We start from the raw sequence: 22,992 nt of genomic DNA on the forward strand, positions 1-22,992 counted from the left end.
ACTTAATATCTCATGAACCCGAAAAGGGTTCAATTGGCTAAGACCGACCTTTAATTCAACACCTTCGGCGTTGGTTTGTTTCCACATTCGCTATCCCCCCCAGTCGTTCGCTTCGCTCTCTTCACTGGGGGTTATTAGGAGTTAAATCCCTTCCGGGCTTTCTGCAAATCTTCAAAATCTCTCCAATTTAAAGAAACCAGTAACTATTCCCCTCTCTTGTGGGCAGGGGGAGAGGTGGTCTCTTCTCCCCAAATGTTAAAAACTCGATTGTAAGCAAAACGCCTGTTTTGCTTACAAATCCATACGTTAAAAAGTGTTTCTCCCGGGAGTTTGTCTCCGAAGTCCCGCCTTTTTGCGCGCAAACTCCCTCCGAAATTACAAATCGTAAATTGGGAGTTTTGACGAAAATGAGTAAATTAACATTTGTTTACATCTGAATTGAGTGGTGGGATCGTTACATCTTGAAGAAATTCAAATGGGTCATTTAGTCATTGTTGCTATTTTTAACCAATCAGAGCAACTATTTTTTCCAGGTAGATCCGGTCGGTTTCGTCGAAGCTATTGAGGCTGTCGCTGTCGATATCGAGTACGGCGTAGACCGTATCGTTTTGTATCAGGGGAACGACAATTTCCGAACGCGAGGCAGAGTTGCAGGCTATATGTCCGGGGAATTGATCCACATCGGGTACAATCAGGGTTTGTTTTTCTTTCCAGGCGGTGCCACATACCCCTTTGCCGTAGCGGATGCGGGTGCAGGCAACCGGTCCCTGGAAAGGAGCCAATACCAGTTGCTCACCGTCGACCCGGTAGAATCCGACCCAAAAGAAATCGAAGGTTTGCCGCAGGGCAGCCGCCACATTAGCCATATTGGCGATTAAATCCGGTTCGCCTTCAACAAGGGCAGCTATCTGGGGGAACAGGGAGGCGTAACGTTCTTCTTTACTCTTTCCGGTGATCTGTAAATTTTCAGCCATGGTCTCTTTGTTTTCTTGTTTAGAAGGGCGAAGATAGGGATAAACACAGCTTCTTTTCTATTAACACACGTTAAAAAAACACACAATCAGCCTGAATAATGGCTATCTTTGCAGGCTCTTAGCAGCGACGCTGCTACCAATATAAGACCAATCATTTATGACACAAAAGAATTCCCCTTTAGTACTGGGTACCGAGCGTACAGGTAAATTACTGACGCAATATGCTATCCCGGCTATTATTGCTATGACCGCCTCGTCATTGTATAATATTGCTGATAGTATCTTTATTGGTCACGGGGTCGGCCCGTTGGCTATTTCCGGCCTGGCATTGACCTTTCCGCTTATGAACCTGGCAGCCGCTTTTGGTTCGTTGGTCGGCGCCGGAGCGGCCACCCTGCTTTCGTTGAAACTGGGGCAGCGCGATTACGAAAGTGCCAACCGGGTATTAGGCAACGTGCTCATATTAAATATTATATTAGGTATCGCCTTTACGATTATCAGCCTGATCTTCCTGGATCCGGTGCTCTATTTCTTTGGTGCCAGCGACCAGACGATCCAGTACGCACGCGAATATATGGAGATCATCCTGATGGGTAATGTGGTGACGCATATGTATCTTGGCCTGAACGCGGTACTCCGTTCCGCCGGTTTTCCCCGCCTGGCCATGTATGCCACCTTGGCATCCGTGGTGATCAACTGCATTCTGAACCCGATATTCATCTTCGGTTTCGGATGGGGTATCAAAGGATCGGCCTGGGCAACCGTTATCTCGCAGTTGATTTCATTGGGCTTTCAGCTCCGTCATTTCTCCAAATCGTCGAACCTGATCCATTTCAAGAAAGGAATATACCGCCTAAAAGGCGAATTGGTGAAAGATATCTTCTCGATCGGTCTGTCACCGTTTCTGATGAATCTATGCGCCAGTTTGGTGGTGATCCTGATCAACCGGGGATTGAAAGAACACGGAGGCGACCTGGCCATTGGTGCCTATGGTATCGTGAACCGCTTGTCATCGCTTTTCGTAATGATTATCATGGGATTGAATCAGGGCATGCAGCCCATTGCAGGCTATAACTACGGAGCGCGCCTCTTCCCGCGTGTGATGGAGATCACCAAATTGACACTGAAGATCGGGGTCGCTATCTCCACCACAGGCTTTCTGTTGGCGCAACTTATTCCGGGCGCTATGGTACGGATCTTCACGACCGATCCGGAACTGGTCGAGATTGCTACGAAGGGATTGCGGGTGGCCTTTGCGGTATTCCCGATTGTCGGTTTCCAGATGGTGGCAACCAACTTTTTCCTCTCCATCGGCATGCCCCGCAAATCGATCTTCCTGTCGCTGTCACGTCAGTTGATCTTCTTAGTGCCTTTCCTGATCATTCTGCCTCAGTTCTGGGGAACGCTGGGTGTCTGGATCTCTATTCCATTCGCCGACGTGACGGCGGCTATTATCACCTGGATTGTTTTGATGAACCAGTTCAAAAAGTTTAAAACCGCCTGAGAAAGCGATTGGAAGGAAAAAAATAATATATTTGTATACATTGTTAATCAGAGAAACAGGATATGGAAAAGAAAATAATCCTTACGATCGGCCGTCAGTTCGGTAGCGGAGGACGCATAATAGGAAAACAGATAGCCGAGGAATTGGGCATTGGCTACTATGATAAAGAGATCATGTCGGTAGCGGCCAAAGAGAGCGGCCTGTGCGAAGAGGTGTTTGAAAAGGCGGATGAACGCACGGCAAGCGGGCTTTCGTATGCGCTGACCACCGGTTATTCCTATATGGGTATGTATATGCCTTATACCGATTTCCTTTCCAACGATGGATTGTTTCAACTGCAAAGCGACGCGATGCGCAAGCTGGCGGCAGAGAAATCATGCGTATTGGTAGGTCGTTGTGCCGACTACATCCTTCGCGACGAACCGGGACTGTTCAGTTTCTTTATCCACGACAAGACAGAAAACCGGATCAAACGCATCATGGAGTATCAAAAGATTGGCGAAGAAGAGGCCAAAGAATTGATGATCAAGACCGACAAATCACGTGCCGCCTACTATAATTATTATACGAATAAGACCTGGGGTGCTGCCAACTCCTACAACTTCTCGATCGACGCCTCCGTATTAGGCATCGACGAAACAGTTGCGCTGATGAAAGAATTTATCGAACGGCGTCAGAAAGGTTCGTAACTTTTTTTGATTTTAATCGCAGAGAACGCGAAGAACTACTAAAAAACAAAAAGTTCTTCGCGTTCTCTGTGTTTAGATCTTTTGTATCGAAAAGGATAGGGTATTTCTTCACTGAACGATCTTAAAAATAGAGAGATGAGAGATAATAAACTAAAATAAGTGACGATTATGAAAAGGTTCAGTAAACAGATCATTTTATGGAGCATTGCTCTGTGTATAGGCTGTGGAGTAATGCCAGCCTATGGGCAAGACGTTGTGATGGAAGACTTCGTGACGGTGACTGGTGTTGTGAAAGACCAACGTTCGAAACGAGTACTCGAATATGTGAATGTGTCGGTGCCGGGCACGAATATCGGCACCGTAACCAACGAAGACGGACAATTCTCTTTGAAGGTGGTGAAATCGTTGGGTGCAAACAAAATCGAGATCAGCCATATTGGTTATTTAAACAGTATTATTCCTTTGAACGGAAGGGATATCACCGGGCTGGCTGTTACGTTGGTTCCCAACGCCAACCTCTTGGAAGAGGTGATCGTGCGCGGGGGTGATCCCCGTATAATTGTGGAACAGGCGATGGGAAAGATCCCTGATAACTACAGCAATCAGGCCAATCTGTTTACCGGTTTCTACCGGGAAACGGCACAGAAAGGGCGCCGGTATGTCAATATTTCGGAAGCTATTATCGACATCTACAAGTCGCCTTATAAAGATATGGACGTAAATCGTGACCGGGTGCAGATCTACAAAGGGCGTAAGCTGTTGAGCCAACGCGCCAGCGATACCTTGGTGGTAAAGCTATTGGGCGGGCCAAACCTTTCGGTCTATGTGGATATTGTGAAGAATCCCGATGTGTTGTTGGATCGTGAGATGCTGCCTTATTATGCTTTTCGCATGGAAGAGAGTGTGATGCTGGATGAGCGCCACCATTATGTGATCAGCTTCAAGCCACAGGCCATCCTGCCCTACGCCTTGTATGAGGGGAAACTCTATATCGACCGGGAGAAATTGTCGTTCAGCCGGGCTGAGTTCAATCTGAATATGGACGACCAAAACAAAGCCACACAGGCGATCCTGAAAAAGAAACCCTTCGGCTTGCGCTTCCGCCCGCTTGAGGTAAGCTATCTGGTGACCTACAAAGAGAGAGAGGGGGTGACCTATCTGAGTTATATCCGCAATGAGGTACGCTTCCGGTGTGATTGGAAACGCCGCCTGTTTGCTACCAACTACACGATCAATTCGGAAATGGTTATCACCGATGGCAAGCCGGCCGACACAACTATCCCCAGCCGGGAAGCATTCAAACAGACTCAGTCGCTCTCCGACCGTGTGGCCGATTTTGTGGACGAAGACTTCTGGGGAGCGTATAACATTATCGAACCGACCGAATCATTAGAGTCGGCCGTAACCAAATTAAGAAAACAACAGAAATAATATCTCGATACTTTTTCGTATATTTACAGAAGATAGGAAGATAATGAGGTTATGCGGAACGAGATACTCTTATGTAATAAGATTCGGAAAGGAGATATTAAAGCCTTCGAACAGATGTTCAGGTTTTATTATACGCCTCTCCGTATGTATGCCGCAAGCCTTACCGGAGAGATGGAGGTAGCCGAAGAAATCGTGCAGGAACTATTTTATGTGTTTTGGAAAGAACGGGAACAAATCACCGTATTGCATTCGTTGAAAAACTATCTCTACGGCGCCGTTCGCAACCGATCCTTCCAATACCTGGAACATCAGGACGTACGTCACCGCTATCAGGAGGCGATATTGTCGAAGGAAACCGTCGATGATCCGACACCGCACGACGAACTGGAGTATAATGAGTTATTGAAACTCATCGACCACGCCATCAGTCGGCTTCCCGAACGGCGGCAACGCATCTTCAAAATGCACCGTTTCGAAGGAATGAAATACGCGGAAATTGCGGAAACCCTGTCGTTATCGGTGAAAACAGTCGAAGCGGAGATGACGAAAGCCCTTCAAACATTACGAAAAGAGATTGAGGTTTACACCTTTAGAGCATGAATGAAATAGATTTGCATAAACGAAAAACAGACCGGGCATGGAACCGGTTATACGCCCGCCTCGATGAAGACGGACTATTGACCGGGGCGGTTGCCCCTCGTCAGCAAACCAAAACGCTGCCGGTAAGGGATATGCGTATGTTGGCCGCCGTTGCTTTATTGTGTCTGGTCATAATAGGTGTGTATATGTATACCCGACAGGACAACCGGGTATCTGCCCTTCTGACGCTCCGCAACGCGGAAGAATCGACCACACTGATCACCACCTTGGAGGACGGCTCCGTGGTTTACCTGGCTGAACAAGCCGTGCTTCATTATCCTTCCTCCTTTGAAACAGATCGCCGCGAAGTGGCATTGGAAGGGAATGCGCAGTTCAATGTAAGCGGAAACAAGGAGCGTCCGTTCCTGATCTCCACAGAAAATGTGCATGTTGAGGTATTGGGCACCACCTTTCATATACAGAATGAGGCGAACGCTCCTTTTGAATTGAGCGTAGAATCGGGCATTGTGAAGGTGATTGCCAAAGGAAATGGAAATAGCTGCTTAGTGACTGCCGGTGAAATAGCCCGGTTGCAGGCCGGCGAATGGCAGATAGGGAAGGCAGAAACAAACCGGAATCCACTGAAACGCATCCTCTTCAAAGACGAACGCCTGGGAGATGTGTTGAACATACTCAACCAAGAGGTCTCTTCCGTGCCCCTGTTCACCACTCCGGCGCTGGAAAGCCGTAGCTTTACCGTTGCCTTCGAGGGGCAGACTCCGGTGGAAATGGCTGAAATCATCTGCCTGGGTCTCGATTTGTCCTACACCCGAACAGAGGAGGGGCTCTTGATTACCGAACCATGAAATAACCTTTAAGAGATGAGACCGCCGGTTCCTTTCCGCTTTATCCTGTGTCTCGCCTGGTGGCTGTTGTGCGTAGCTTCCGTGGCGAAGGCAGATAATGAAGGATTGGATCGCCGAATCGATCTGCCCCGAAGCAAGGGGACTGTTTATAAGATGCTGGGGTTAGTAACCGACCGTTCCGGCTATTTGTTTATATACGATAGCCGGGTGATCGACAATGACAAGGTGGTCAGGCTGAAAAAAGGCAACTACACCATCCGGCAGGCCATCCATGAAATCACCGGCGACCCCACGCTCTTATTGCGTATCTCCGGCAATCATATCTTAATCCATACGCAGGAACAGACAAAGAAATCCTTGCGCGAAGAGGCCACAGCGCAAGAAGAGACCGGCTCACCCGAGCCTTCCTACCTTACCGTCGCAGGCGTAGTGACCGATCGCTACAACAACGAGCCGATTGCCTATGCCACAGTCGGCATTATCGAGGGAGCCATCGGCACGGTGACCAACCAGAACGGCGAGTTTCGCTTCACCTTTCCCGACTCACTCCGGAGCTATCCTTTGCAGTTCACCCACTTAGGCTATAAATCTTACGAGGTAGAAGCCGATTTATTAGCGGGCGGATACCGCTATATCACACTCGAGCCAAGAGTGATCTCCCTCCAGGAAGTGATCGTTCGCTTGGTCAATCCGGAGAAGTTATTAGACGAAATGCTGGCAAAACGGGAGCTAAACAATGCCCGGGAGCCGGTCTACCATACTGTTTTCTACCGGGAAGGCATCCACTACCGCAAGCGCCTGGCCAGCCTGACCGAGGCCATGTTTCAGATCTATAAGACACCCTATGCCCAGTCGACGGCTAACGACCAGGTGAAGCTGTTGAAAATGCGACGGCTTCTCGACAGGTCGGAACGCGACACCATGATCACCCGCTTCAAGTCGGGCGTACAAACCACCCTACTGCTCGATGTAGTAAAGAATCTTCCTGACTTTCTCCTGCCCGAAGAGCGTATTTTATACGATTATGCGCATGCGGATATCAAAGAGATAGACGGTCGGTTGGCCAACGTGGTCACGTTCGAACAACGAGTCGGCATCACCTCCCCTCTTTTCAAGGGAGAGATCTATCTCGATATGGAGAATAGTGCCCTGCTGGGCGTTACCTTCCGCATCCATCCTAAGTTTGTTGCCCAGGCCGCCCCCATGTATGTAGAGCGTAAAAGCCGCGACTTGACTATCATCCCGCAAGAGGTATCTTATACCATCTCCTACAAACAGTCGAAAGGCATTTACTATATCAATCATGTCCGGGGCGATCTGGCATTTCGCGTGCGTAAGAAGAAGCATCTGTTCAGCACCACCCTGCATACCTGGTTCGAAATGGCCACCATCAAAACAGAAACGGAAGATGTAAAACGTTTCTCCCGGGATGAACGGATACCGACCCGTAGCGTTTTTTCCGAAACGGAATACACCTACGACAATCATTTCTGGGAACACTTCAACATTATCCTTCCGGAAGAATCGCTCCACGAAGCAATCGGGAAAATATCCAGTATCATAGAGGAAACAGAGAACAGCGAATAGTTATAAATCATAAAGAGGGCCTTTTCTCAAAGGCCCTCTTTATAGGTTTTTAATAGGTATTAGTCTTTAAGGCAAAAAGATTGTTTAGGTTATCTGCATGCAAAGATGTGCCTTTTATCGAGACCGCACAAAAAAAAAAACATATTATAAAACACATTTTTAACATTCTCGATACTTATTTGCAGGTTATCTTACTTTTTAACATTTCAGACCCCTTTTTTCAAAGGCTCCAATAAGCCATTTTGGCAATTCGTCCCTGAAAAATACCCTTTACGTCACCCAAAACGGCCGGTTCGTTGGCTATGTTCAAAAACCAATTTTCGTTTAATGTTAAATATTCCTTATGGGAAACGGCCATAATGATGGCGTCATAGCGCCCTTCGGGCTGCTTTTTCAGACTCAGCCCATACTGCTTTTCCACCTCTTCGGGCGACGCATAAGGATCGGTCACATCCACCTCCATACCGTAGTCCTTTAGTTCGTTTATAATATCGACCACCTTGGAATTGCGGATGTCGGAAACATTCTCCTTAAAGGTTAATCCCATCACCAGGGCACGCGCCCCTAAGATGTTTTTCCCTTGGGCAATCATCTTTTTCACGATCTTCTTCCCGATATAACCGCCCATGGAGTCGTTCACAAAACGGCCGGAATTGATCATCTTTGGGTGGTAATTCAATTCGCGTGCCTTATATACCATATAATAAGGATCGACCCCTACGCAATGGCCGCCCACCAGTCCCGGCGCATAAGGCTGGAAATTCCATTTGGTTCCGGCCGCCCGCAACACATCATAGGTATTGATGCCCATCCGGTCGAATATGATCGACAATTCGTTCATCAACGCGATGTTCACATCGCGCTGCGTATTCTCAATGATTTTGGCTGCTTCGGCCACCTTAATCGATGGGGCGCGATGCAATCCCGCCTCGACAATCAGCCCGTACACCTTTTCCAAGGTATCTAAGGTCTCTTCATCGGAAGCAGAAACGATCTTGATCGTATTCGAAAGCGTATGCGTCTGATCGCCCGGATTGATCCGTTCCGGCGAATAGCCCACATGGAAATCTTTCCCGGCTTTCAAGAGAGAGGCTTTTTCCAATAGGGGAATACAGTCTTCTTCTGTACATCCCGGATAAACCGTCGATTCATAGACTACATAGTCTCCTTTCTTTAATACTCTTCCCACCTGGCTGGTCGCATTCAACAAAGCGGTGAGATCGGGTTGGTTGTGTCGGTCGATGGGAGTCGGAACGGCAATAACATAAAAAGAAGCCTCAGGCAAATCTTCCGCAAAAGGAGTGAAAAAGATATCTTTTCCTTCGAATTCCTCCGGACTCACTTCGTTGCCCGGATCAATGCCTTGTTGCAGTTTTTCCAACCGGTCTCTATCGATATCATACCCGATCACCGACAAATGCCTGCCAAAAGCCATGGCAAGCGGCAGCCCCACATAACCCAGGCCGATCACTGCCAGCTTTTTTTCTTTTCCGATCAATGCTTTATACATACGCTTTCTCCTTATGATTAGAACCAGAACGATTCGTCTACCACCGCTTCCATATCTTGTTGTATCGACTCGGGCAATTGGTAAAAGAAATCGATCCCCGTGACCTTTTCCACCCTGTCGATCGGTATGGCCAACGTCCGGAGGGATGTTTTTCCGTAATCTTTGTTCTCTATTAAGAACGCAATTCCGTGGTATTTGTTATGCGAATAATAACAAATCACCTTATAAAACTGCTTCGGCACACCCACCCGGTTCTTCCCCATCACCCGCATATCTTCCGTGATCACCGGCCCGGTGGCTATCCAAAGCGTACCATGTTGGTTGGCCCAGGCGCGGCATTTGTTTTCCAACGTGTTCCAAAGCCCCTTGTTCAGTTTGGGGTGCTGGGGGCAGATGTTGCTCAGGTAGAATGTTTCGCGCATCGCCTTGGCCGACCATTTCATATCGCCGGCAGGTGCCAGGTGACCGCGGTCGAAACCTGTCCGGGTATAATCCTCGTGCAGAGCCGTAGCACCCTTCACCTCGGGATCGGGCACAAAACGCCCGTCACGAGCCGCTTTGGTACTGACCGCCTCTTCGCGTGTCAGCTCCCAGGCAACCCAATTGGCAATTTTATAATCGTTGTTGTAGGAGAGCGAATAGCCCTCGTGGTGGATAAGCTGCTCAGGGCGTTTCGCCTGCAAAGCCGCCATCTCGATTCGCACATCTCCACGGCTCACAACCGGTTTCGTTGCCGTTTCTTTTGTTTCACCGGGAAAAGCAAACGTATTCTCTTTTGGGAAAGAGAAAAATTTTGCCAACTGCCGCTTGGTCTCTGCCGCAGCAGGCTCCTTCGGATAGAGATAATCCAATAGGTATAAGCCGACGAAAATCCCAACTGTCACCAGCAATACACGCACCACAAACCGTTTCGTGGAAAGCAGAAAGCCATCTCCTTTCGCTTTCCGGTTTGTTTTGGCGGTCTTCCTTTTCCTGACGGATTTCTTTTTCCCTTTTTTCTGTACCATAGCCTATTTCTTACAGGTTACAAAATTAATAGAAAAAACGAAGAATTGGGAATCCTGATTTGGGATAGGTGAGAGTGGTGTAAATAAATGTTAAAACATTCGTTTTCGACGAAATCCCCAATTTACGATTTGTAATTTTGGCGGGACTTTGCGCGCAAAAAAGCGGGACTTCGGAGACAAACTCCCGGGAGAAACATTTTTTAACGTATGGATTTGTAAGTAAAACAGGCGTTTTGCTTACAATCGCGATTTTAACATTTGGAGAGAGACCGCCTCTCCCCTGCCCCCTCTCCACAAGAGAGGGGGATAGTTACTGATTTCTTCAAAGAGGAAAGGATTGGAAGATGTTTCAGGAAAATCCCGAAAGGGATTTAATTCCTAATAACCCCCAGTGAAGAGAGCAGAGCGAACGACTGGGGGTAGGCATAAAAGGATCTAACATCTCATGAACCCGAAAAGGGTTCAATTGTTTAATTCAACACCTTTCGGCGTTGGTTTGTTTCTACATTCGCTATCACCCCCCCCTCATCCCTACTTGTAACAACCTTCCCTTTTTTTTAATCTTATCTCCCTATTTTTTGTACTTTTGCATATAGGACAAGGTGGACAAATGAAATGAATAAACTGATCGCATTCCTTTTTTTTATATCGATTGCCTATTTCCCTCTTTCGGGTGAAGAGAGCTATTGCTTTCGGGTCTACCTGAAAGACAAAGGAGCAACCGGCCATACCCTTGAGAAGCCGGAAGAGTTTCTCTCTGCCCGGGCTATCGAACGCCGCCTGAAAACGGGGAAAGAGTTGACGGAATCCGATCTGCCGATCTCCGCTTCCTACCTGCATACGTTGGAGCAAACGGGAGTCGCACTGATAACTAAAAGCAAATGGCTATCCACCGTAGTAGTTTCCTCCCCTGACAGCCTGATAGCCGGACGCCTGCGGGAGTATTCCTTTGTCGATGATGTGAAATTGGTGTGGAAAGGAAATCTCGCTCCGAAGAAGGAGGATAATAGTGAAGAAATAGATACGACCCGGTTTTCACCTTCCGACACCCCTTTGTCCGATCATTACGGATATGCACAGAAGCAGATAGAAATGCTCCACGGCGACCACCTGCACGAAGCGGGATATACCGGATCGGGCATACATATAGCGGTGATAGATGCCGGATTTACGCATGTGGATCGCATCAGTGCTTTCGATTCTTTGCGGATCGGAGGAACCTATAACTTCGTTGCACCCGGACAAAGTGTTTTCCAAGGCGATGATCACGGCACCCGGGTATTGTCGTGCCTGGCTGCCAACCAACCGGGTATCATGGTCGGAACGGCGCCGCATGCCACCTACTGGTTGCTTCGCAGCGAAGATAGCTCGACGGAGTTTCCCATTGAAGAGGATTATTGGGCGGCCGCGGTGGAATATGCCGACAGCATAGGGATCGACCTGATCACCTCATCCCTCGGTTACTTCTCGTTCGATGCGGAGGAGATGAGCTACACCCAGGAATTATTGGACGGGAAAACAGCCTTTATAAGCAAAGCTGCGGCTATGGCTGCCGAAAAGGGGATGTTGGTGGTCTGCAGTGCCGGCAACGAAGGCGGCAATCATTGGGAAAAGATCACCTTCCCCTCCGATGCGGCCGATATCCTGACGGTCGGATCCATCACCCAGAAAAAAGAAAAAAGCAGCTTCAGCTCCACGGGCTTTACGGCCGACTACCGCATCAAACCGGATGTGACGGCACTGGGAACAGGCTGTTGTGTGATCGACGAACAAGGTCAAATCCGCTATGCCAACGGCACCTCCTACTCCACGCCTGTCGTGGCAGGGCTGGCTGCCTGTCTGTGGCAGGCTATCCCTGAATTGACTCCCGTCCGACTGATTGCCCTGTTGCAAACAACAGCCAGTCAATACAAACGACCGGACGCAGAGAAGGGATACGGCATACCCGACCTCAACAAGGCGCATAAGAAAGGAAAAAACGATGACTACTGATATTTTTCAAACACAGGAACAGCCCCAGGCAATCTCGCTCTCGGCGCTCAACCTGCAGGTGAAAGGGGCAATCCAACAGGCTTTCCCCGACGGTTGCTGGCTACAGGCGGAGACGAGCGATGTGCGTGCCAATGCGACATCCGGCCACTGCTACCTGGAATTTATCGAGAAAGACCCGACGACCGGGCAACTGTTAGCCAAAGCACGGGCGACAATCTGGGCAAAGACCTACCGGATGCTTAAACCCTACTTCGAGCAAGAGACGGGGCAACGGTTCACATCAGGCATCAAGGTGATGGTCAAAGTATTGGTCGACTACCACGAGGTGTATGGATTCAACCTGACCATTGTCGATATCGACCCGACCTATACCCTGGGGGATATGATGCGCAAGCGCCTGGAGATTATCCGCCAACTGCAGGAAGAGGGGGTGTTTACATTGAATAAGGAGTTGGAATTCCCGACATTACCCCAGCGCATTGCCGTGATCACCTCGCCGACAGCCGCCGGATATGAAGATTTCATCAACCAATTGACTCATCATACGGCGGGCTACTGTTTCTATACCCGCCTTTTCCCGGCTGTTATGCAGGGAGAGAAGACCGAAGCATCGGTCGTGGCGGCATTAGATGCTGTCTATGAATACTATGAATTGTTCGACGTCGTAGTGATCATTCGCGGTGGAGGAGCCACCTCCGAATTGGCCAGTTTTGATAGTTACCTGTTGGCGGCCCATTGCGCCCAGTTCCCGATACCGGTTCTGACGGGCATCGGACATGAACGCGACGATACGATAGTCGATATGGTAGCTCACCGGCGGCTGAAAACACCAACAGCCGTAGCGGAGTTTCTGATCGGACAGATGGACAAGGTGGCGCAAGAGATGAACGCTCTTTGCGAACGCCTGCGCCTGCAGGCAACCACCCACCTTCAGGAACAAAAGAATTATCTTCAGCTCATGGCAACCAGGCTCCCGGCTTTGGTCACCGGACGGCTGGAACGAAACCGGAATCTGTTGCAAGGTATGACGGGGCGTTTGCCGCATCTGGCATCGACCCTATTGACACGCCACGACTCCCTGTTGAGGAATCTCACGGGAAGGCTGCAAAACAGCCTGGTTCATTTCGGGAACGAAAAAAGGCGCCACCTGGAACTGACCGAGCAATTCCTGAAAATGGCATCTCCGGACTATATTCTGCAACGCGGATATAGTCTGACTTTGAAAGAGGGGAAAATCATAAAAAAAGCCGGAGAGATAGGCCCGGGCGACAGGCTAACCACCCGTTTCACGGATGGGGAGGTTGAATCGACGGTGAATGAGATAGTAAAAAACAAATAAATCATACCCATATGGCCGGAAAAGGAGAATCGTATAACGAAGCTATCGAAAAACTTCGTAAAATTGTAGCAGACATCGAAAACAACGAACTCGATGTGGATGTTTTATCGGAAAAGGTCAAAGAGGCAACACGCCTGATAAAGCTCTGCAAAGATAAGCTGTTTAAAGCCGATGAAGAAGTAAAGAAAATATTAGAAGAACTGGAATAATGGAACGTTTTATCATCATCGTAGCAGGAGGAAAAGGACTGCGCATGGGAGCCGATCTGCCGAAACAATTCATCCCCTTGGATGGCAAACCGTTGTTGATGCACACCCTGGAAGCATTCAACAAATGGGATGAGTCGGCTGAGATTATTCTGGCCTTGCCGGAAGAACATCAGGACTACTGGCGTATGCTCTGCAAAGAGATCGGAACAACCATCACCCATGTGATCGTCAACGGAGGGGAAACCCGCTTTCACTCTGTTAAAAACGGATTGAAATACATCGCTGAGGAATTGGGATTCTCGCCGGAGCGGAAGAAAAAGGCATTGATTGCCATACACGACGGGGTGCGTCCTTTCCCATCATCGGACGTGATCGATAACTGTTTCAATAGCGCCGAGAAGGAAGGAAATGCCATTCCGGTTATCCCGATTGTCGATTCCATTCGCCAGGTGACCGAAGAAGGGAATTTTCCAATGGATCGCGCCGACTTCTATGCTGTGCAAACACCACAAGTATTTCAAAGCGACCTCATCATAGAAGCCTATCGCCAGGACTACTCGCCGAGGTTCACCGACGACGCCTCGGTAGCGGAAGCCATGGGTGCTGCTATCCACCTGGTGCCGGGCAACCGGGAAAACATAAAGATCACTACGCCTTTTGATTTATTAATTGCCAAAGCAATTTGCCCGTATTGCCATTAAAAAGGGAGCAACTATGCTTGATCTCGACAAACGATCGATCACATACCTGCCCGGAGTAGGCCCGCGTAAGGCTGAAATTCTGCAAAAGGAACTCAACGTGGTTTCTTTTCAGGATATGCTTTACTATTTCCCTTATAAATATATCGACCGGAGCCGTTTCTATACCGTCGCGGAGATTACGGGAGATATGCCTTATATTCAACTGAAGGGGCGGATTCTCTACTTCGATGTGACGGGTGAAGGACGGGGCAAGCGATTGATCGCCCGCTTCACCGACGGGACAGGCAATATCGATCTCGTCTGGTTTAAGGGATTGAGTTTCATTCTGGAAAAATATAAAGCCAATACCGAATACATCGTTTTCGGAAAACCCAACGAGTTTGGGCAGATCATCAACATACCTCACCCCGATATCGATCCGCTGGATCATGCCGAACAGGTGGCAAACGGCCTGACTCCTTTCTATAATACATCGGAAAAGATGAAGAAGTCTTTTCTCAACTCACGCGCGATACAGAACCTGCAATATGCCCTACTCAGCACCATCAAATGGGAGGTGCCTGAAACATTGCCGGCATGGCTTTTGCAAAAAATAAAGATGATGCCGCTCTCGGAGGCGATCCGGAACATCCATTTCCCCGAATCGGTTGAAAAACTCAAAGCAGCCGAATTGCGCCTGAAGTTCGATGAGTTGTTTTATATTCAGTTGAAGATCCTTCATTCAGCCGAACTGCGGAAGATGAAACTGAAAGGGATTGTTTTTTCGAAGGTGGGCGATTACTTTAATGCCTTCTATGCGAATCACCTGCCTTTCGAACTGACCGGCGCCCAGAAACGCGTCATCAAAGAGATGCGTGCCGATATGGGAAGCGGACGACAAATGAACCGCCTGTTGCAAGGCGATGTGGGTAGCGGAAAAACGCTGGTAGGGCTGTTGGCGATGTTGCTGGCACTCGACAATGGCTATCAGGCCTGCATGATGGCGCCGACCGAGATATTGGCCAATCAACATTATACGACCGTAAAAGAATTCCTCCGAGAGATGGACATAGAGGTAGCCCTATTGACAGGATCGACCTCCAAAAAGGAACGCACTCGTATCCTACCCGCCATAGCCGCCGGCGAGATCCGGATTGTGATCGGCACCCATGCATTGATCGAAGAGACGGTGCAGTTTGCTTCGCTTGGGCTGGCGATTATCGATGAGCAGCATCGCTTCGGGGTTGCCCAACGCTCGCGCCTCTGGTCGAAAAGCATCGATGTGCCACATATCTTAGTGATGACGGCAACGCCTATCCCACGCACGCTGGCGATGACGCTCTATGGCGACCTGGATGTGTCGGTGATCGACGAACTGCCTCCGGGACGAAAACCGATCCGCACGCTCCACCGTTACGACAATAAGAAGGCGGAACTGTTCGACTTCCTGCGCAAAGAGATTGGATTGGGGCGCCAGGTGTATGTCGTTTACCCGCTGATCGAAGGAAGCGAAAAGACCGATTATAAAAACTTAGAAGAGAACTTCGAACTATTTAAAGAGATATTCTCCGATCTGAAAGTCTGCATGGTACACGGACGCATGAAGGCGAAGGAGAAAGAGGCACAGATGCAACTATTTGTTTCCGGCGAGGCACAGATATTGATGGCCACCACCGTGATCGAAGTGGGCGTGAATGTGCCGAATGCCTCCGTGATGGTAATTGAAAGCGCCGAACGCTTCGGACTCTCCCAACTGCACCAGCTTCGGGGACGGGTAGGCCGGGGAGCGGAACAATCCTATTGCATTCTGGTCAGCTCCTACAAACTGAGCGATGATTCCCGTAAACGCTTGGAAATAATGGTCAATAGCAATGATGGATTCGAGATAGCCGAAGCCGATCTGCGCCTGCGCGGACATGGCGACCTGGAGGGTACCCGTCAGAGTGGCGAAGGCATCGATCTGAAAATTGCCAACCTCGGAACCGATGGACAGATACTGCAATATGCCCGCGATATCGCACAGGAGATATTGAACGAAGACCCCGATTTGTTGGCCGAAACCAACCGATTATTGAACAAAACCCTTAAAAAGCATTTCAATAAAAAGACCAATTGGGGAATGATTAGTTAATATGTTATAAAACATACGCTTTTCTATCTGACTGAAAATCAAACTATTTATTTTCTAACACTTTCTTCCTTTCGGAAAAATTACAATTTATTCACAGACAATCGCTTGGCATACTTCTTCAAATTAGCGTACTTTGTGCATCAATTAAACCGATCTATTACTATTCAGCGTCGAAAAAGATCGATTTTTAGGGAAAAGTATTTCAAATTATAAGATGAAGATAAAAGTACTACTAAGCATCGGGGGAGTCATAGTTTCTTTATTCGCGCAGGCACAAGCTGTGGAGAATGAGGAAGGCACCCAGTTCACTTCACATACCCAGTTAATGGAAGAGCGTATTTCCGTACTTATGGCCGACAAAGTGCCGGTAAGAAAAGACATCGCTCTGCAGGAATTAATCGAAATAAACGAGAAAGCGCAGCTTATACAAAGGGAATCCCTGATGTTTCCGGCCGAAGAACTGTACGGTTCGCATTGGGACAACAAATGGGTCGACCCTTTTCAGGGACAAGTCAAACCCATCTTTCCTGATTCCTGCCAGATAGACTGCTCTTCTTTCATTATTCCCATTGATTCTCAGATAAAAGTTACTTCCAAATATGGCACACGTGGTCGCCGTATGCACCGGGGTATCGACCTGAAAGTGCAAACAGGTGATACGATCCGCGCCGCTTTTGATGGCAAAGTCCGCATCCGGGCTTATCAACGGAGTGGTTATGGTTATTACTTAGTATTGCGCCATCCGAACGGACTGGAAACCGTTTACGGCCATCTGTCCAAGTTTATTGCCAACGAAAACGATATCGTCCGCGCCGGACAACCCATCGGTTTGGGAGGAAACACCGGCCGTTCTACCGGATCCCATCTGCACTTCGAGACCCGTTTCCTGGGGCAAGCGCTTGATCCGGCCGACCTGATCGACTTCACCGAAGGGGTTCCGCATAAAGATATGTATGTGTTCCGTAACGTAAAGATCAACGGACGCAAGAGCAATATCTACACATCCGACGACACCCAGATGGTATATCACCGCGTGAAATCGGGCGATACCTTAGGTAAGATTGCCCGTATGTACGGAACAACGGTTAATCAACTTTGTCTTCTGAACGGCATCAAGAGCACAACCACCCTGCGCATCGGCCAATCGCTCCGTTGCACTGCCAGCAGCACCGCCGTGAAAGCCTCTACGCAAACCACCGTGAAGCAGGCAACAGTACAGGCTACGCCTGCCGCAGTTGCTTCACTTCCTGAAAACAAAGCCAATAACGCTCAGACAGAAGCTACCGGCGAACCGGTTTACCACAAAATACAATCGGGTGATACCTTAAGCGCTATCGCTACGAAATATGGCACGACCATCACCAAATTATGTGAACTGAACGGCATCAAGCGCAATACCATTCTGCGTCTCGGTCGCACATTACGTTGTTCATAACAAGTAAAACTGATTAACATATCCCAAAAAAAACGAGGTAACAGCTTTCTGTTACCTCGTTTTTTATGCCTTTACTTCTTTATCATTAATACTCTTCTTCGTTGAAAAAGAAATCTTCTTTACTGGGATAATCCGGCCAAATGTCTTCCATGCATTCGTAGATTTCACCTTCATCTTCCATTTCCTGCAAGTTTTCAATCACTTCTAAAGGTGCGCCGGAACGTTGAGCATAATCAATCAATTCATCCTTGGTTGCAGGCCAGGGAGCGTCTTCCAGCTTCGATGCTAATTCTAATGTCCAATACATAGTTCTTCGGTATTAATAATCACCGGTTAAGGGTGATCTGATTTTCAAATTTTCCGCAAAAATATAACAATATTCGTTAGATACAAGTATTATCCCAAATTATTTCCTTTCCGCCATTTTTTAGACTCTCCTCACGTCCGAGAACAAAGAAATAATCCGATAGCCGATTGATGAAAATCAACACCGGATCTTCCACCTCAGCCGTCTCCCGCAAACGATGAATTCTCCGCTCAGCACGACGGCAGACCGTACGGCAGACATGCGCCAGCGCCGCCGAAGGAGATCCGCCGGGGAGCAGAAATGTTTTCATTTTCGGCAATGCACTATCGATCCGGTCGATCTCCTTTTCGATTCGTTCGATACTTTCCGGCGAGACACGGCTCTCTATCCGGAATTCGGTCTTCTCGGGATCAGTAGCCAGGTAAGAGCCGATCGTAAACAATTTATGCTGCACAAACAGCAAGAAATCACGCGTTGCCTCTGTCTCTACCGAGGTGATCAATAGCCCCACGAACGAATTCAGTTCGTCCACCGTACCATAGCTTTCGATACGGCAGTCGGCCTTCGACACCCGATGCCCGCCAACCAGCGAGGTCATGCCTTTGTCGCCTCCTTTGGTATATATTCTGCTTTTTTCCATATCAATAATAAAGTTTATAATGTCGTTTATGCCATTTAGGATTCACAAACAAGATCCCGATATTATACAGATCGAGCGTCACCGTCACTTCCGGCTGTTCGCAAATGGTTTTCCAGGCAGCCAGGCGCTTTTTTGTTCGACGAATGCCCTCTATCACGCAAACACCCTCCTGGCTCAATTGCTTTTTACACCTGTTAAACACTTCAAGGGTATCATATTGTTCATCGCGACCGCAAAAAAAGATAAAATCAAAGGAATCATACGTTTGTAAAATCGCATCGAGCTGTGTCGGGAAGTCACCGCTCCTCTGATCGATAGCCGTGCGCGCCGCCTCGTCGTAGACCCATTGAGAGATAGCCGCCAGCGACGCTTCCGGCTCCAGCGAGACAGAAAGCAGGTCGGGTGCGTAGGAGGTAAGGTACAAGGTGGAAAGCCCCATAGAGGAGCCTATCTGGAGTATACGTTCCGAACGAAAATAATGAGTCAGGCGAAACAACAAGGCTCCGGTCTTGGGCGATACCGCCTCTTTGCGCACCAGTTCGCCCACGGTCGTTTTTCGCTCTTTCAACGGACGACGGGAATCAGGATAAACCACAATATCCTTGTTCTGCAACAGCCGTTTACGCAACAATTCAATCTCCTTAAAGCGGTAGTACGATCCCTTTTCGCCTATCACCTTTGTCAATAGATTAAATACGAACGGGGAATGTACGCCATGCCCCTTCGTGCGGAAAAGCCGCCGGTAGCGCGCAATATGCTTTGACTGTATCTGTTTTCCTATGAACCGTTTCATTTTTGAAGCTCCTTACTCCTGGTCGGCAAAGGTAAAAAAAGCAGAGAAAGCAAACGACTTTCTGTGGTAAATGACTTCCCTGCGGGCTGTTTTTTCTCCTTCGGCGGGGAAGATGGTCAATAGGTAGCGTTGCTGATCGAGTGGGTCGATGGCTGTTTGTTTCTCGATGATCCGGCGAGTCAGACGGTGTCTGAGTAGGAATTCCTTGTCCTGGCCGATGGCGTACAGGAGCTTTTTGCGCTCCTTCTTGTCGATTGTCTGCATCCAGTAGCCACGGGGACGCTGCGTGAAATTGCTGTAATAGTCGGTTCGCAGCGCATCATAAAGATCGATCCCTTTGGATAACAGGAAGTGGTGGAGATGGCGAAACAGGTCTTCCAACAGATACCCCCGGTGCGGTAGGTGGTTTTCTTCGTAATACTGCCCCAATTCATCGAAGAGCTGAAAATAACGCCCGGGGTAATAGTCGGAGAAAAGCTTACGCATGGTCGCTTTGAAACGTCCGCTGTTCCAATATTTCTCCAAGGCATGTTCGGCTTCGTGGATGCGATGAAGCTCGGTGGCGGAGATGGCGTCGTTGGCAACTATCTCATAGGGGGCATGCGCAGCATACTGATAGCCATAGCGGTCGGCATCGCGTCGCAGGTTGGTTCCCCGGAGCATTTTCAGGAATCCCAGTTGCACCTCTTCGCCCTCCAGGGCAAAGACCTCGTTGAACGACTGCACAAAGCGGTCGAAGGTCTCATAGGGCAGGCCGGCAATCAGGTCGAGATGCAACACTACCTTGCCACCAGCCATCAGACGGCGGATATTATGAGCCAATAGCGGGAAATCCTGCTGGCGTTTGATCGCCCGGTTGGTGGGTTCGTAGGTGGACTGTATGCCGATTTCGAAGCGGAAATAACCAGTGGGCAGGCGCTCGTTAAGCCAGTCGATCATCTCATCGGTCAATAGGTCGGCATAGACCTCGAACTGGCAACTCAGCCCTTCCCTGTAATGGTCGATCAGAAATTCGAAGATCGCCCGCGTATGTTCCTTGTTCAGGTTGAAGGTACGGTCTAAGAATTTGATCTGCCGCGCCCCGGCTTCTATCAGATATTTCAGATTATCCAATACATAATCCATAGGAAAGTAGCGCACCCCCTTCTCGCGCGACGAGAGGCAATACTGGCATTGGTAGGGGCATCCGCGGGAGGTCTCCACATAAACCAAGCGGTTTTTCAGCTCTTCCCGGTCTTCTTCCAACTGATAGGGAGAGGGCAACTGTGCCAAGCGGGTGATATCCGCCTGGCAAACGGTCTGGCTGATATGATCCCGGGAGGAGACACCGGGAGGTAGGGTGGTTTCTCCCTTTGCAAGGGCTTCGATCAGATCGCCCAACACAAACTCACCTTCGCCACTGATCACATAGTCGACCGGCCATTCTTGCAGGAAATGCGCCGGTTCGTAGGTCACCTCCGGCCCGCCGATAATGATAAACAGGCGCGGATTGCATTGTTTCAGCCAGCGGATGATCTCACCCGTTCGTTCAACATTCCAGATATAGACGCTCAGACAGATCACATCGCATCCGGTAGCCAGTAATTCGTCGGTTATCTTTTCCGTTTCTTCTTTGATTGTAAACTCCCGGAAACGGATATCCAGGCGGTCTTTATTGGCAACATACAACCAGCGAAGCGCCAGGGATGTATGGATATATTTTGCGTTTAATGTAGCTACAATGGCTTTCATGACTGCAAATGTAGGAAACTGTTCGTTTGTAAAAGAATGTTTCACCGCATAAAACAAAACCGACTTTTCTTTGTTATTAATGTGTAAGGACAAAAAGAAAAAGGAAAAAGTAACATTTTAAAAAACAAGTTTATGGAAGAGCAATATGAATTGATCAAGAACGATGCTTTGCAGCAATTTGAATTTAACGTAAAAGGCTATACTCCGCTAATCGAATTTGTTATGATTCCCGAAGGAGATGTATTCCTGACACATACCGAAGTTCCCATGTCACTGGCAGGCCAGGGCATTGGTACCCAGTTGGTGAAAGAGACATTAGAATATCTCGACGAGAACAACCTGCGTGCTGTCCCATTATGCCCGTTCATTGTTTCTTATATCCAGAAACATCCTGAATGGGAAAAGATTGTCGTTCATTAAATAAAGAGACTTCAATCGTGGGTAAAAAAAATGAATACAGCAATGGTGAAATAACCATCGTATGGCAGCCTGCTTTATGTGCCCATGCGGGTATCTGCGTGAAGACGCTGCCCAAGGTGTATCGTCCGCAGGAACGCCCCTGGATTACCATTGAAAATGCAACGACAGCCGAACTGATCGACCAGGTAAAACAATGTCCATCAGGCGCTTTGAGCTACCGAATGGACAATGAATAAAACAGGGAGATAATAAGTTATACGAACTTCATCACCCGGTCGATGGCGTCGTCCATTTGCTCAATGGATTCGAGTCCGAGTGTCATGCAATGAATATGACTTTCGGTCAGGGCGAAGTGGATAGACTGTTCACGTTCGTCCTCTTTGACGTGCTTCCCCTCTCCGAATATCTTCATGCCGATCACTCCTTTGCCATTTTCGCGGGCCAAGGCCAACGCCTCTTTTACTACTTCCGGTTTGCCGTCCATATTGGTTCCGAAAGGATTGATACGGGCCATGATGACGTCTACCCAGGGGGTGGCAGCCGCTTTCCTAAGCGCATCGATATTATGGCAGGAAACCCCTACCGCTTTGACAATCCCATCCTGCTTGGCACGCGAGAGCCCATCCATATAATGGTGGCGGGTATCCGGCCAATCACCATTATTCATGAAATGCATCAATAGGATATCGATATAATCCGTACCGAACTCCGTCCGGAAACGATCGATCTCCGGGGCCACCGGCACCCGTTTGTCGGAGTCGTCGGGATGTGTCCAGATCTTTGAAAGCAGGGTGATCTTCTCGCGGGGAAGGCCTTTGATCGCATTTCCTACATAGGGTATGGATCCGTAGGTGTCGGCCGTGTCATAAAAACGAATGCCCCGGTCATAGCCATGGCGCGCCAGGCGGACAAAATTGTCCATGCCGAGACGTGTCTGGTTGGATTGTTTGTTCCACCCTACCGTACCGGTGCCCATGGCAATGCGGGAAACGGTCAGGCCTGATTTGCCCAACTTCACCTTATCGACTGTGATATCACGGGTAAACGTACAGCCCGACATAGCGGCTATACTGCTATTAGCAATCGAAAATCCGGCGATGCCGGTAACACCTGTTTTGAGAAATTTCCTTCGATTCATCTCTTTACTGCTTGTGGTTTTTAACTAAAG

Annotated in this window: 22 protein-coding genes; 14 read left to right on the plus strand and 8 right to left on the minus strand. The window is 48.7% G+C overall.

Features of this window, described 5'->3' with window-relative positions; genetic code table 11:
* Positions 1-503: 503 nt before the first annotated feature.
* A complete protein-coding gene (locus tag M2137_RS04505) occupies positions 504-974 on the minus strand; it encodes a GAF domain-containing protein (protein WP_280765272.1) in 471 nt (156 codons plus the stop codon).
* A gap of 157 nt (positions 975-1,131) precedes the next feature.
* On the opposite strand from M2137_RS04505, the gene M2137_RS04510 reads away from it, so the two are divergent.
* The 6 genes from M2137_RS04510 (at position 1,132) to M2137_RS04535 (ending at position 7,630) form a co-directional block, all read left to right on the plus strand.
* Entirely contained in the window at positions 1,132-2,478 is a 1,347-nt protein-coding gene (locus M2137_RS04510; RefSeq protein ID WP_280765273.1) for an MATE family efflux transporter, read from the plus strand.
* A 62-nt stretch (positions 2,479-2,540) separates the two neighbouring features.
* Positions 2,541-3,167, plus strand: coding sequence for a cytidylate kinase-like family protein (locus M2137_RS04515; protein WP_280765274.1), 627 nt, complete (start codon positions 2,541-2,543; stop codon positions 3,165-3,167).
* Between the two features lie 168 nt (positions 3,168-3,335).
* Complete coding sequence (locus M2137_RS04520; RefSeq protein ID WP_280765275.1) at positions 3,336-4,598, plus strand: carboxypeptidase-like regulatory domain-containing protein; 1,263 nt, start codon at positions 3,336-3,338, stop codon at positions 4,596-4,598.
* 51 nt (positions 4,599-4,649) lie between these two features.
* Positions 4,650-5,198 (plus strand): RNA polymerase sigma-70 factor, encoded by a 549-nt coding sequence (locus M2137_RS04525; RefSeq protein WP_280765276.1) that lies wholly within the window; start codon positions 4,650-4,652, stop codon positions 5,196-5,198.
* Complete coding sequence (locus tag M2137_RS04530) at positions 5,195-6,043, plus strand: FecR family protein (protein ID WP_280765277.1); 849 nt, start codon at positions 5,195-5,197, stop codon at positions 6,041-6,043. Before M2137_RS04525 ends, M2137_RS04530 begins: the two co-directional genes overlap by 4 nt.
* Before the next feature lie 15 nt (positions 6,044-6,058).
* Positions 6,059-7,630 (plus strand): carboxypeptidase-like regulatory domain-containing protein, encoded by a 1,572-nt coding sequence (locus M2137_RS04535; RefSeq protein ID WP_280765278.1) that lies wholly within the window; start codon positions 6,059-6,061, stop codon positions 7,628-7,630.
* Between the two features lie 220 nt (positions 7,631-7,850).
* Here M2137_RS04535 and M2137_RS04540 read toward each other — a convergent pair whose 3' ends face one another.
* Positions 7,851-9,140 carry a nucleotide sugar dehydrogenase gene (locus tag M2137_RS04540; RefSeq protein WP_280765279.1) on the minus strand — a complete coding sequence of 430 codons (1,290 nt, stop codon included), beginning with the start codon at positions 9,138-9,140 and terminating at the stop codon, positions 7,851-7,853.
* A 17-nt stretch (positions 9,141-9,157) separates the two neighbouring features.
* Positions 9,158-10,147 (minus strand): DNA/RNA non-specific endonuclease, encoded by a 990-nt coding sequence (locus M2137_RS04545; protein WP_280765280.1) that lies wholly within the window; start codon positions 10,145-10,147, stop codon positions 9,158-9,160.
* Between the two features lie 615 nt (positions 10,148-10,762).
* On the opposite strand from M2137_RS04545, the gene M2137_RS04550 reads away from it, so the two are divergent.
* The 6 genes from M2137_RS04550 to M2137_RS04575 all read left to right on the plus strand — a co-directional run bounded on the left by M2137_RS04550 (position 10,763) and on the right by M2137_RS04575 (position 17,933).
* Entirely contained in the window at positions 10,763-12,139 is a 1,377-nt protein-coding gene (locus tag M2137_RS04550) for a S8 family serine peptidase (protein WP_280765281.1), read from the plus strand.
* Positions 12,129-13,478, plus strand: coding sequence for an exodeoxyribonuclease VII large subunit (gene xseA / locus M2137_RS04555; RefSeq protein ID WP_280765282.1), 1,350 nt, complete (start codon positions 12,129-12,131; stop codon positions 13,476-13,478). Before M2137_RS04550 ends, xseA begins: the two co-directional genes overlap by 11 nt.
* An 11-nt stretch (positions 13,479-13,489) precedes the next feature.
* On the plus strand, positions 13,490-13,687 hold the full coding sequence (gene xseB, locus M2137_RS04560) for an exodeoxyribonuclease VII small subunit (protein ID WP_280765283.1): 198 nt from the start codon (positions 13,490-13,492) through the stop codon (positions 13,685-13,687).
* Complete coding sequence (locus M2137_RS04565) at positions 13,687-14,388, plus strand: 2-C-methyl-D-erythritol 4-phosphate cytidylyltransferase (protein WP_280765284.1); 702 nt, start codon at positions 13,687-13,689, stop codon at positions 14,386-14,388. Before xseB ends, M2137_RS04565 begins: the two co-directional genes overlap by 1 nt.
* 13 nt (positions 14,389-14,401) lie before the next feature.
* Positions 14,402-16,498, plus strand: a complete 2,097-nt coding sequence (gene recG / locus M2137_RS04570) for an ATP-dependent DNA helicase RecG (protein WP_280765285.1) — start codon at positions 14,402-14,404, stop codon at positions 16,496-16,498.
* A gap of 214 nt (positions 16,499-16,712) precedes the next feature.
* Positions 16,713-17,933, plus strand: coding sequence for a LysM peptidoglycan-binding domain-containing protein (locus M2137_RS04575; RefSeq protein ID WP_280765286.1), 1,221 nt, complete (start codon positions 16,713-16,715; stop codon positions 17,931-17,933).
* Between the two features lie 85 nt (positions 17,934-18,018).
* Here M2137_RS04575 and M2137_RS04580 read toward each other — a convergent pair whose 3' ends face one another.
* From M2137_RS04580 to M2137_RS04595, 4 genes are all read right to left on the minus strand, one after another.
* The gene (locus M2137_RS04580) at positions 18,019-18,240 is read right to left on the minus strand and encodes a DUF2795 domain-containing protein (RefSeq protein WP_005633363.1); all 222 of its coding nucleotides are present in this window, start codon (positions 18,238-18,240) and stop codon (positions 18,019-18,021) included.
* Between the two features lie 76 nt (positions 18,241-18,316).
* Positions 18,317-18,880, minus strand: a complete 564-nt coding sequence (locus M2137_RS04585) for a cob(I)yrinic acid a,c-diamide adenosyltransferase (protein ID WP_280765287.1) — start codon at positions 18,878-18,880, stop codon at positions 18,317-18,319.
* Position 18,881: 1 nt separating this feature from the next.
* The gene (locus M2137_RS04590) at positions 18,882-19,673 is read right to left on the minus strand and encodes an SAM-dependent methyltransferase (RefSeq protein WP_280765288.1); all 792 of its coding nucleotides are present in this window, start codon (positions 19,671-19,673) and stop codon (positions 18,882-18,884) included.
* A 12-nt stretch (positions 19,674-19,685) separates the two neighbouring features.
* Positions 19,686-21,404, minus strand: coding sequence for a B12-binding domain-containing radical SAM protein (locus tag M2137_RS04595; RefSeq protein WP_280765289.1), 1,719 nt, complete (start codon positions 21,402-21,404; stop codon positions 19,686-19,688).
* Between the two features lie 132 nt (positions 21,405-21,536).
* Between M2137_RS04595 and M2137_RS04600 the strand changes: the two genes are divergently transcribed.
* Entirely contained in the window at positions 21,537-21,824 is a 288-nt protein-coding gene (locus tag M2137_RS04600) for a GNAT family N-acetyltransferase (RefSeq protein WP_280765290.1), read from the plus strand.
* Positions 21,825-21,841: 17 nt separating this feature from the next.
* Positions 21,842-22,060, plus strand: a complete 219-nt coding sequence (locus M2137_RS04605; RefSeq protein ID WP_280765291.1) for a (4Fe-4S)-binding protein — start codon at positions 21,842-21,844, stop codon at positions 22,058-22,060.
* Positions 22,061-22,077: 17 nt separating this feature from the next.
* Here the strand turns inward: M2137_RS04605 and M2137_RS04610 are convergent, their stop codons facing one another.
* Positions 22,078-22,962: an aldo/keto reductase gene (locus tag M2137_RS04610; RefSeq protein ID WP_280765292.1), complete on the minus strand. Its 885-nt coding sequence runs from the start codon at positions 22,960-22,962 to the stop codon at positions 22,078-22,080.
* Between the last annotated feature and the right edge of the window lie 30 nt (positions 22,963-22,992).

This window comes from Parabacteroides sp. PFB2-10 (assembly GCF_029893085.1).
GTDB lineage: Bacteria > Bacteroidota > Bacteroidia > Bacteroidales > Tannerellaceae > QVMG01.

Bases quoted from the DNA above. Each gene is read 5' to 3' on its own strand.
- M2137_RS04505 (WP_280765272.1), bottom strand. From the start codon at position 974: ATGGCTGAAAATTTACAGATCACCGGAAAGAGTAAAGAAGAACGTTAC.
- M2137_RS04510 (WP_280765273.1), top strand. From the start codon at position 1,132: ATGACACAAAAGAATTCCCCTTTAGTACTGGGTACCGAGCGTACAGGT.
- M2137_RS04515 (WP_280765274.1), top strand. From the start codon at position 2,541: ATGGAAAAGAAAATAATCCTTACGATCGGCCGTCAGTTCGGTAGCGGA.
- M2137_RS04520 (WP_280765275.1), top strand. From the start codon at position 3,336: ATGAAAAGGTTCAGTAAACAGATCATTTTATGGAGCATTGCTCTGTGT.
- M2137_RS04525 (WP_280765276.1), top strand. From the start codon at position 4,650: ATGCGGAACGAGATACTCTTATGTAATAAGATTCGGAAAGGAGATATT.
- M2137_RS04530 (WP_280765277.1), top strand. From the start codon at position 5,195: ATGAATGAAATAGATTTGCATAAACGAAAAACAGACCGGGCATGGAAC.
- M2137_RS04535 (WP_280765278.1), top strand. From the start codon at position 6,059: ATGAGACCGCCGGTTCCTTTCCGCTTTATCCTGTGTCTCGCCTGGTGG.
- M2137_RS04540 (WP_280765279.1), bottom strand. From the start codon at position 9,140: ATGTATAAAGCATTGATCGGAAAAGAAAAAAAGCTGGCAGTGATCGGC.
- M2137_RS04545 (WP_280765280.1), bottom strand. From the start codon at position 10,147: ATGGTACAGAAAAAAGGGAAAAAGAAATCCGTCAGGAAAAGGAAGACC.
- M2137_RS04550 (WP_280765281.1), top strand. From the start codon at position 10,763: ATGAATAAACTGATCGCATTCCTTTTTTTTATATCGATTGCCTATTTC.
- xseA (WP_280765282.1), top strand. From the start codon at position 12,129: ATGACTACTGATATTTTTCAAACACAGGAACAGCCCCAGGCAATCTCG.
- xseB (WP_280765283.1), top strand. From the start codon at position 13,490: ATGGCCGGAAAAGGAGAATCGTATAACGAAGCTATCGAAAAACTTCGT.
- M2137_RS04565 (WP_280765284.1), top strand. From the start codon at position 13,687: ATGGAACGTTTTATCATCATCGTAGCAGGAGGAAAAGGACTGCGCATG.
- recG (WP_280765285.1), top strand. From the start codon at position 14,402: ATGCTTGATCTCGACAAACGATCGATCACATACCTGCCCGGAGTAGGC.
- M2137_RS04575 (WP_280765286.1), top strand. From the start codon at position 16,713: ATGAAGATAAAAGTACTACTAAGCATCGGGGGAGTCATAGTTTCTTTA.
- M2137_RS04580 (WP_005633363.1), bottom strand. From the start codon at position 18,240: ATGTATTGGACATTAGAATTAGCATCGAAGCTGGAAGACGCTCCCTGG.
- M2137_RS04585 (WP_280765287.1), bottom strand. From the start codon at position 18,880: ATGGAAAAAAGCAGAATATATACCAAAGGAGGCGACAAAGGCATGACC.
- M2137_RS04590 (WP_280765288.1), bottom strand. From the start codon at position 19,673: ATGAAACGGTTCATAGGAAAACAGATACAGTCAAAGCATATTGCGCGC.
- M2137_RS04595 (WP_280765289.1), bottom strand. From the start codon at position 21,404: ATGAAAGCCATTGTAGCTACATTAAACGCAAAATATATCCATACATCC.
- M2137_RS04600 (WP_280765290.1), top strand. From the start codon at position 21,537: ATGGAAGAGCAATATGAATTGATCAAGAACGATGCTTTGCAGCAATTT.
- M2137_RS04610 (WP_280765292.1), bottom strand. From the start codon at position 22,962: ATGAATCGAAGGAAATTTCTCAAAACAGGTGTTACCGGCATCGCCGGA.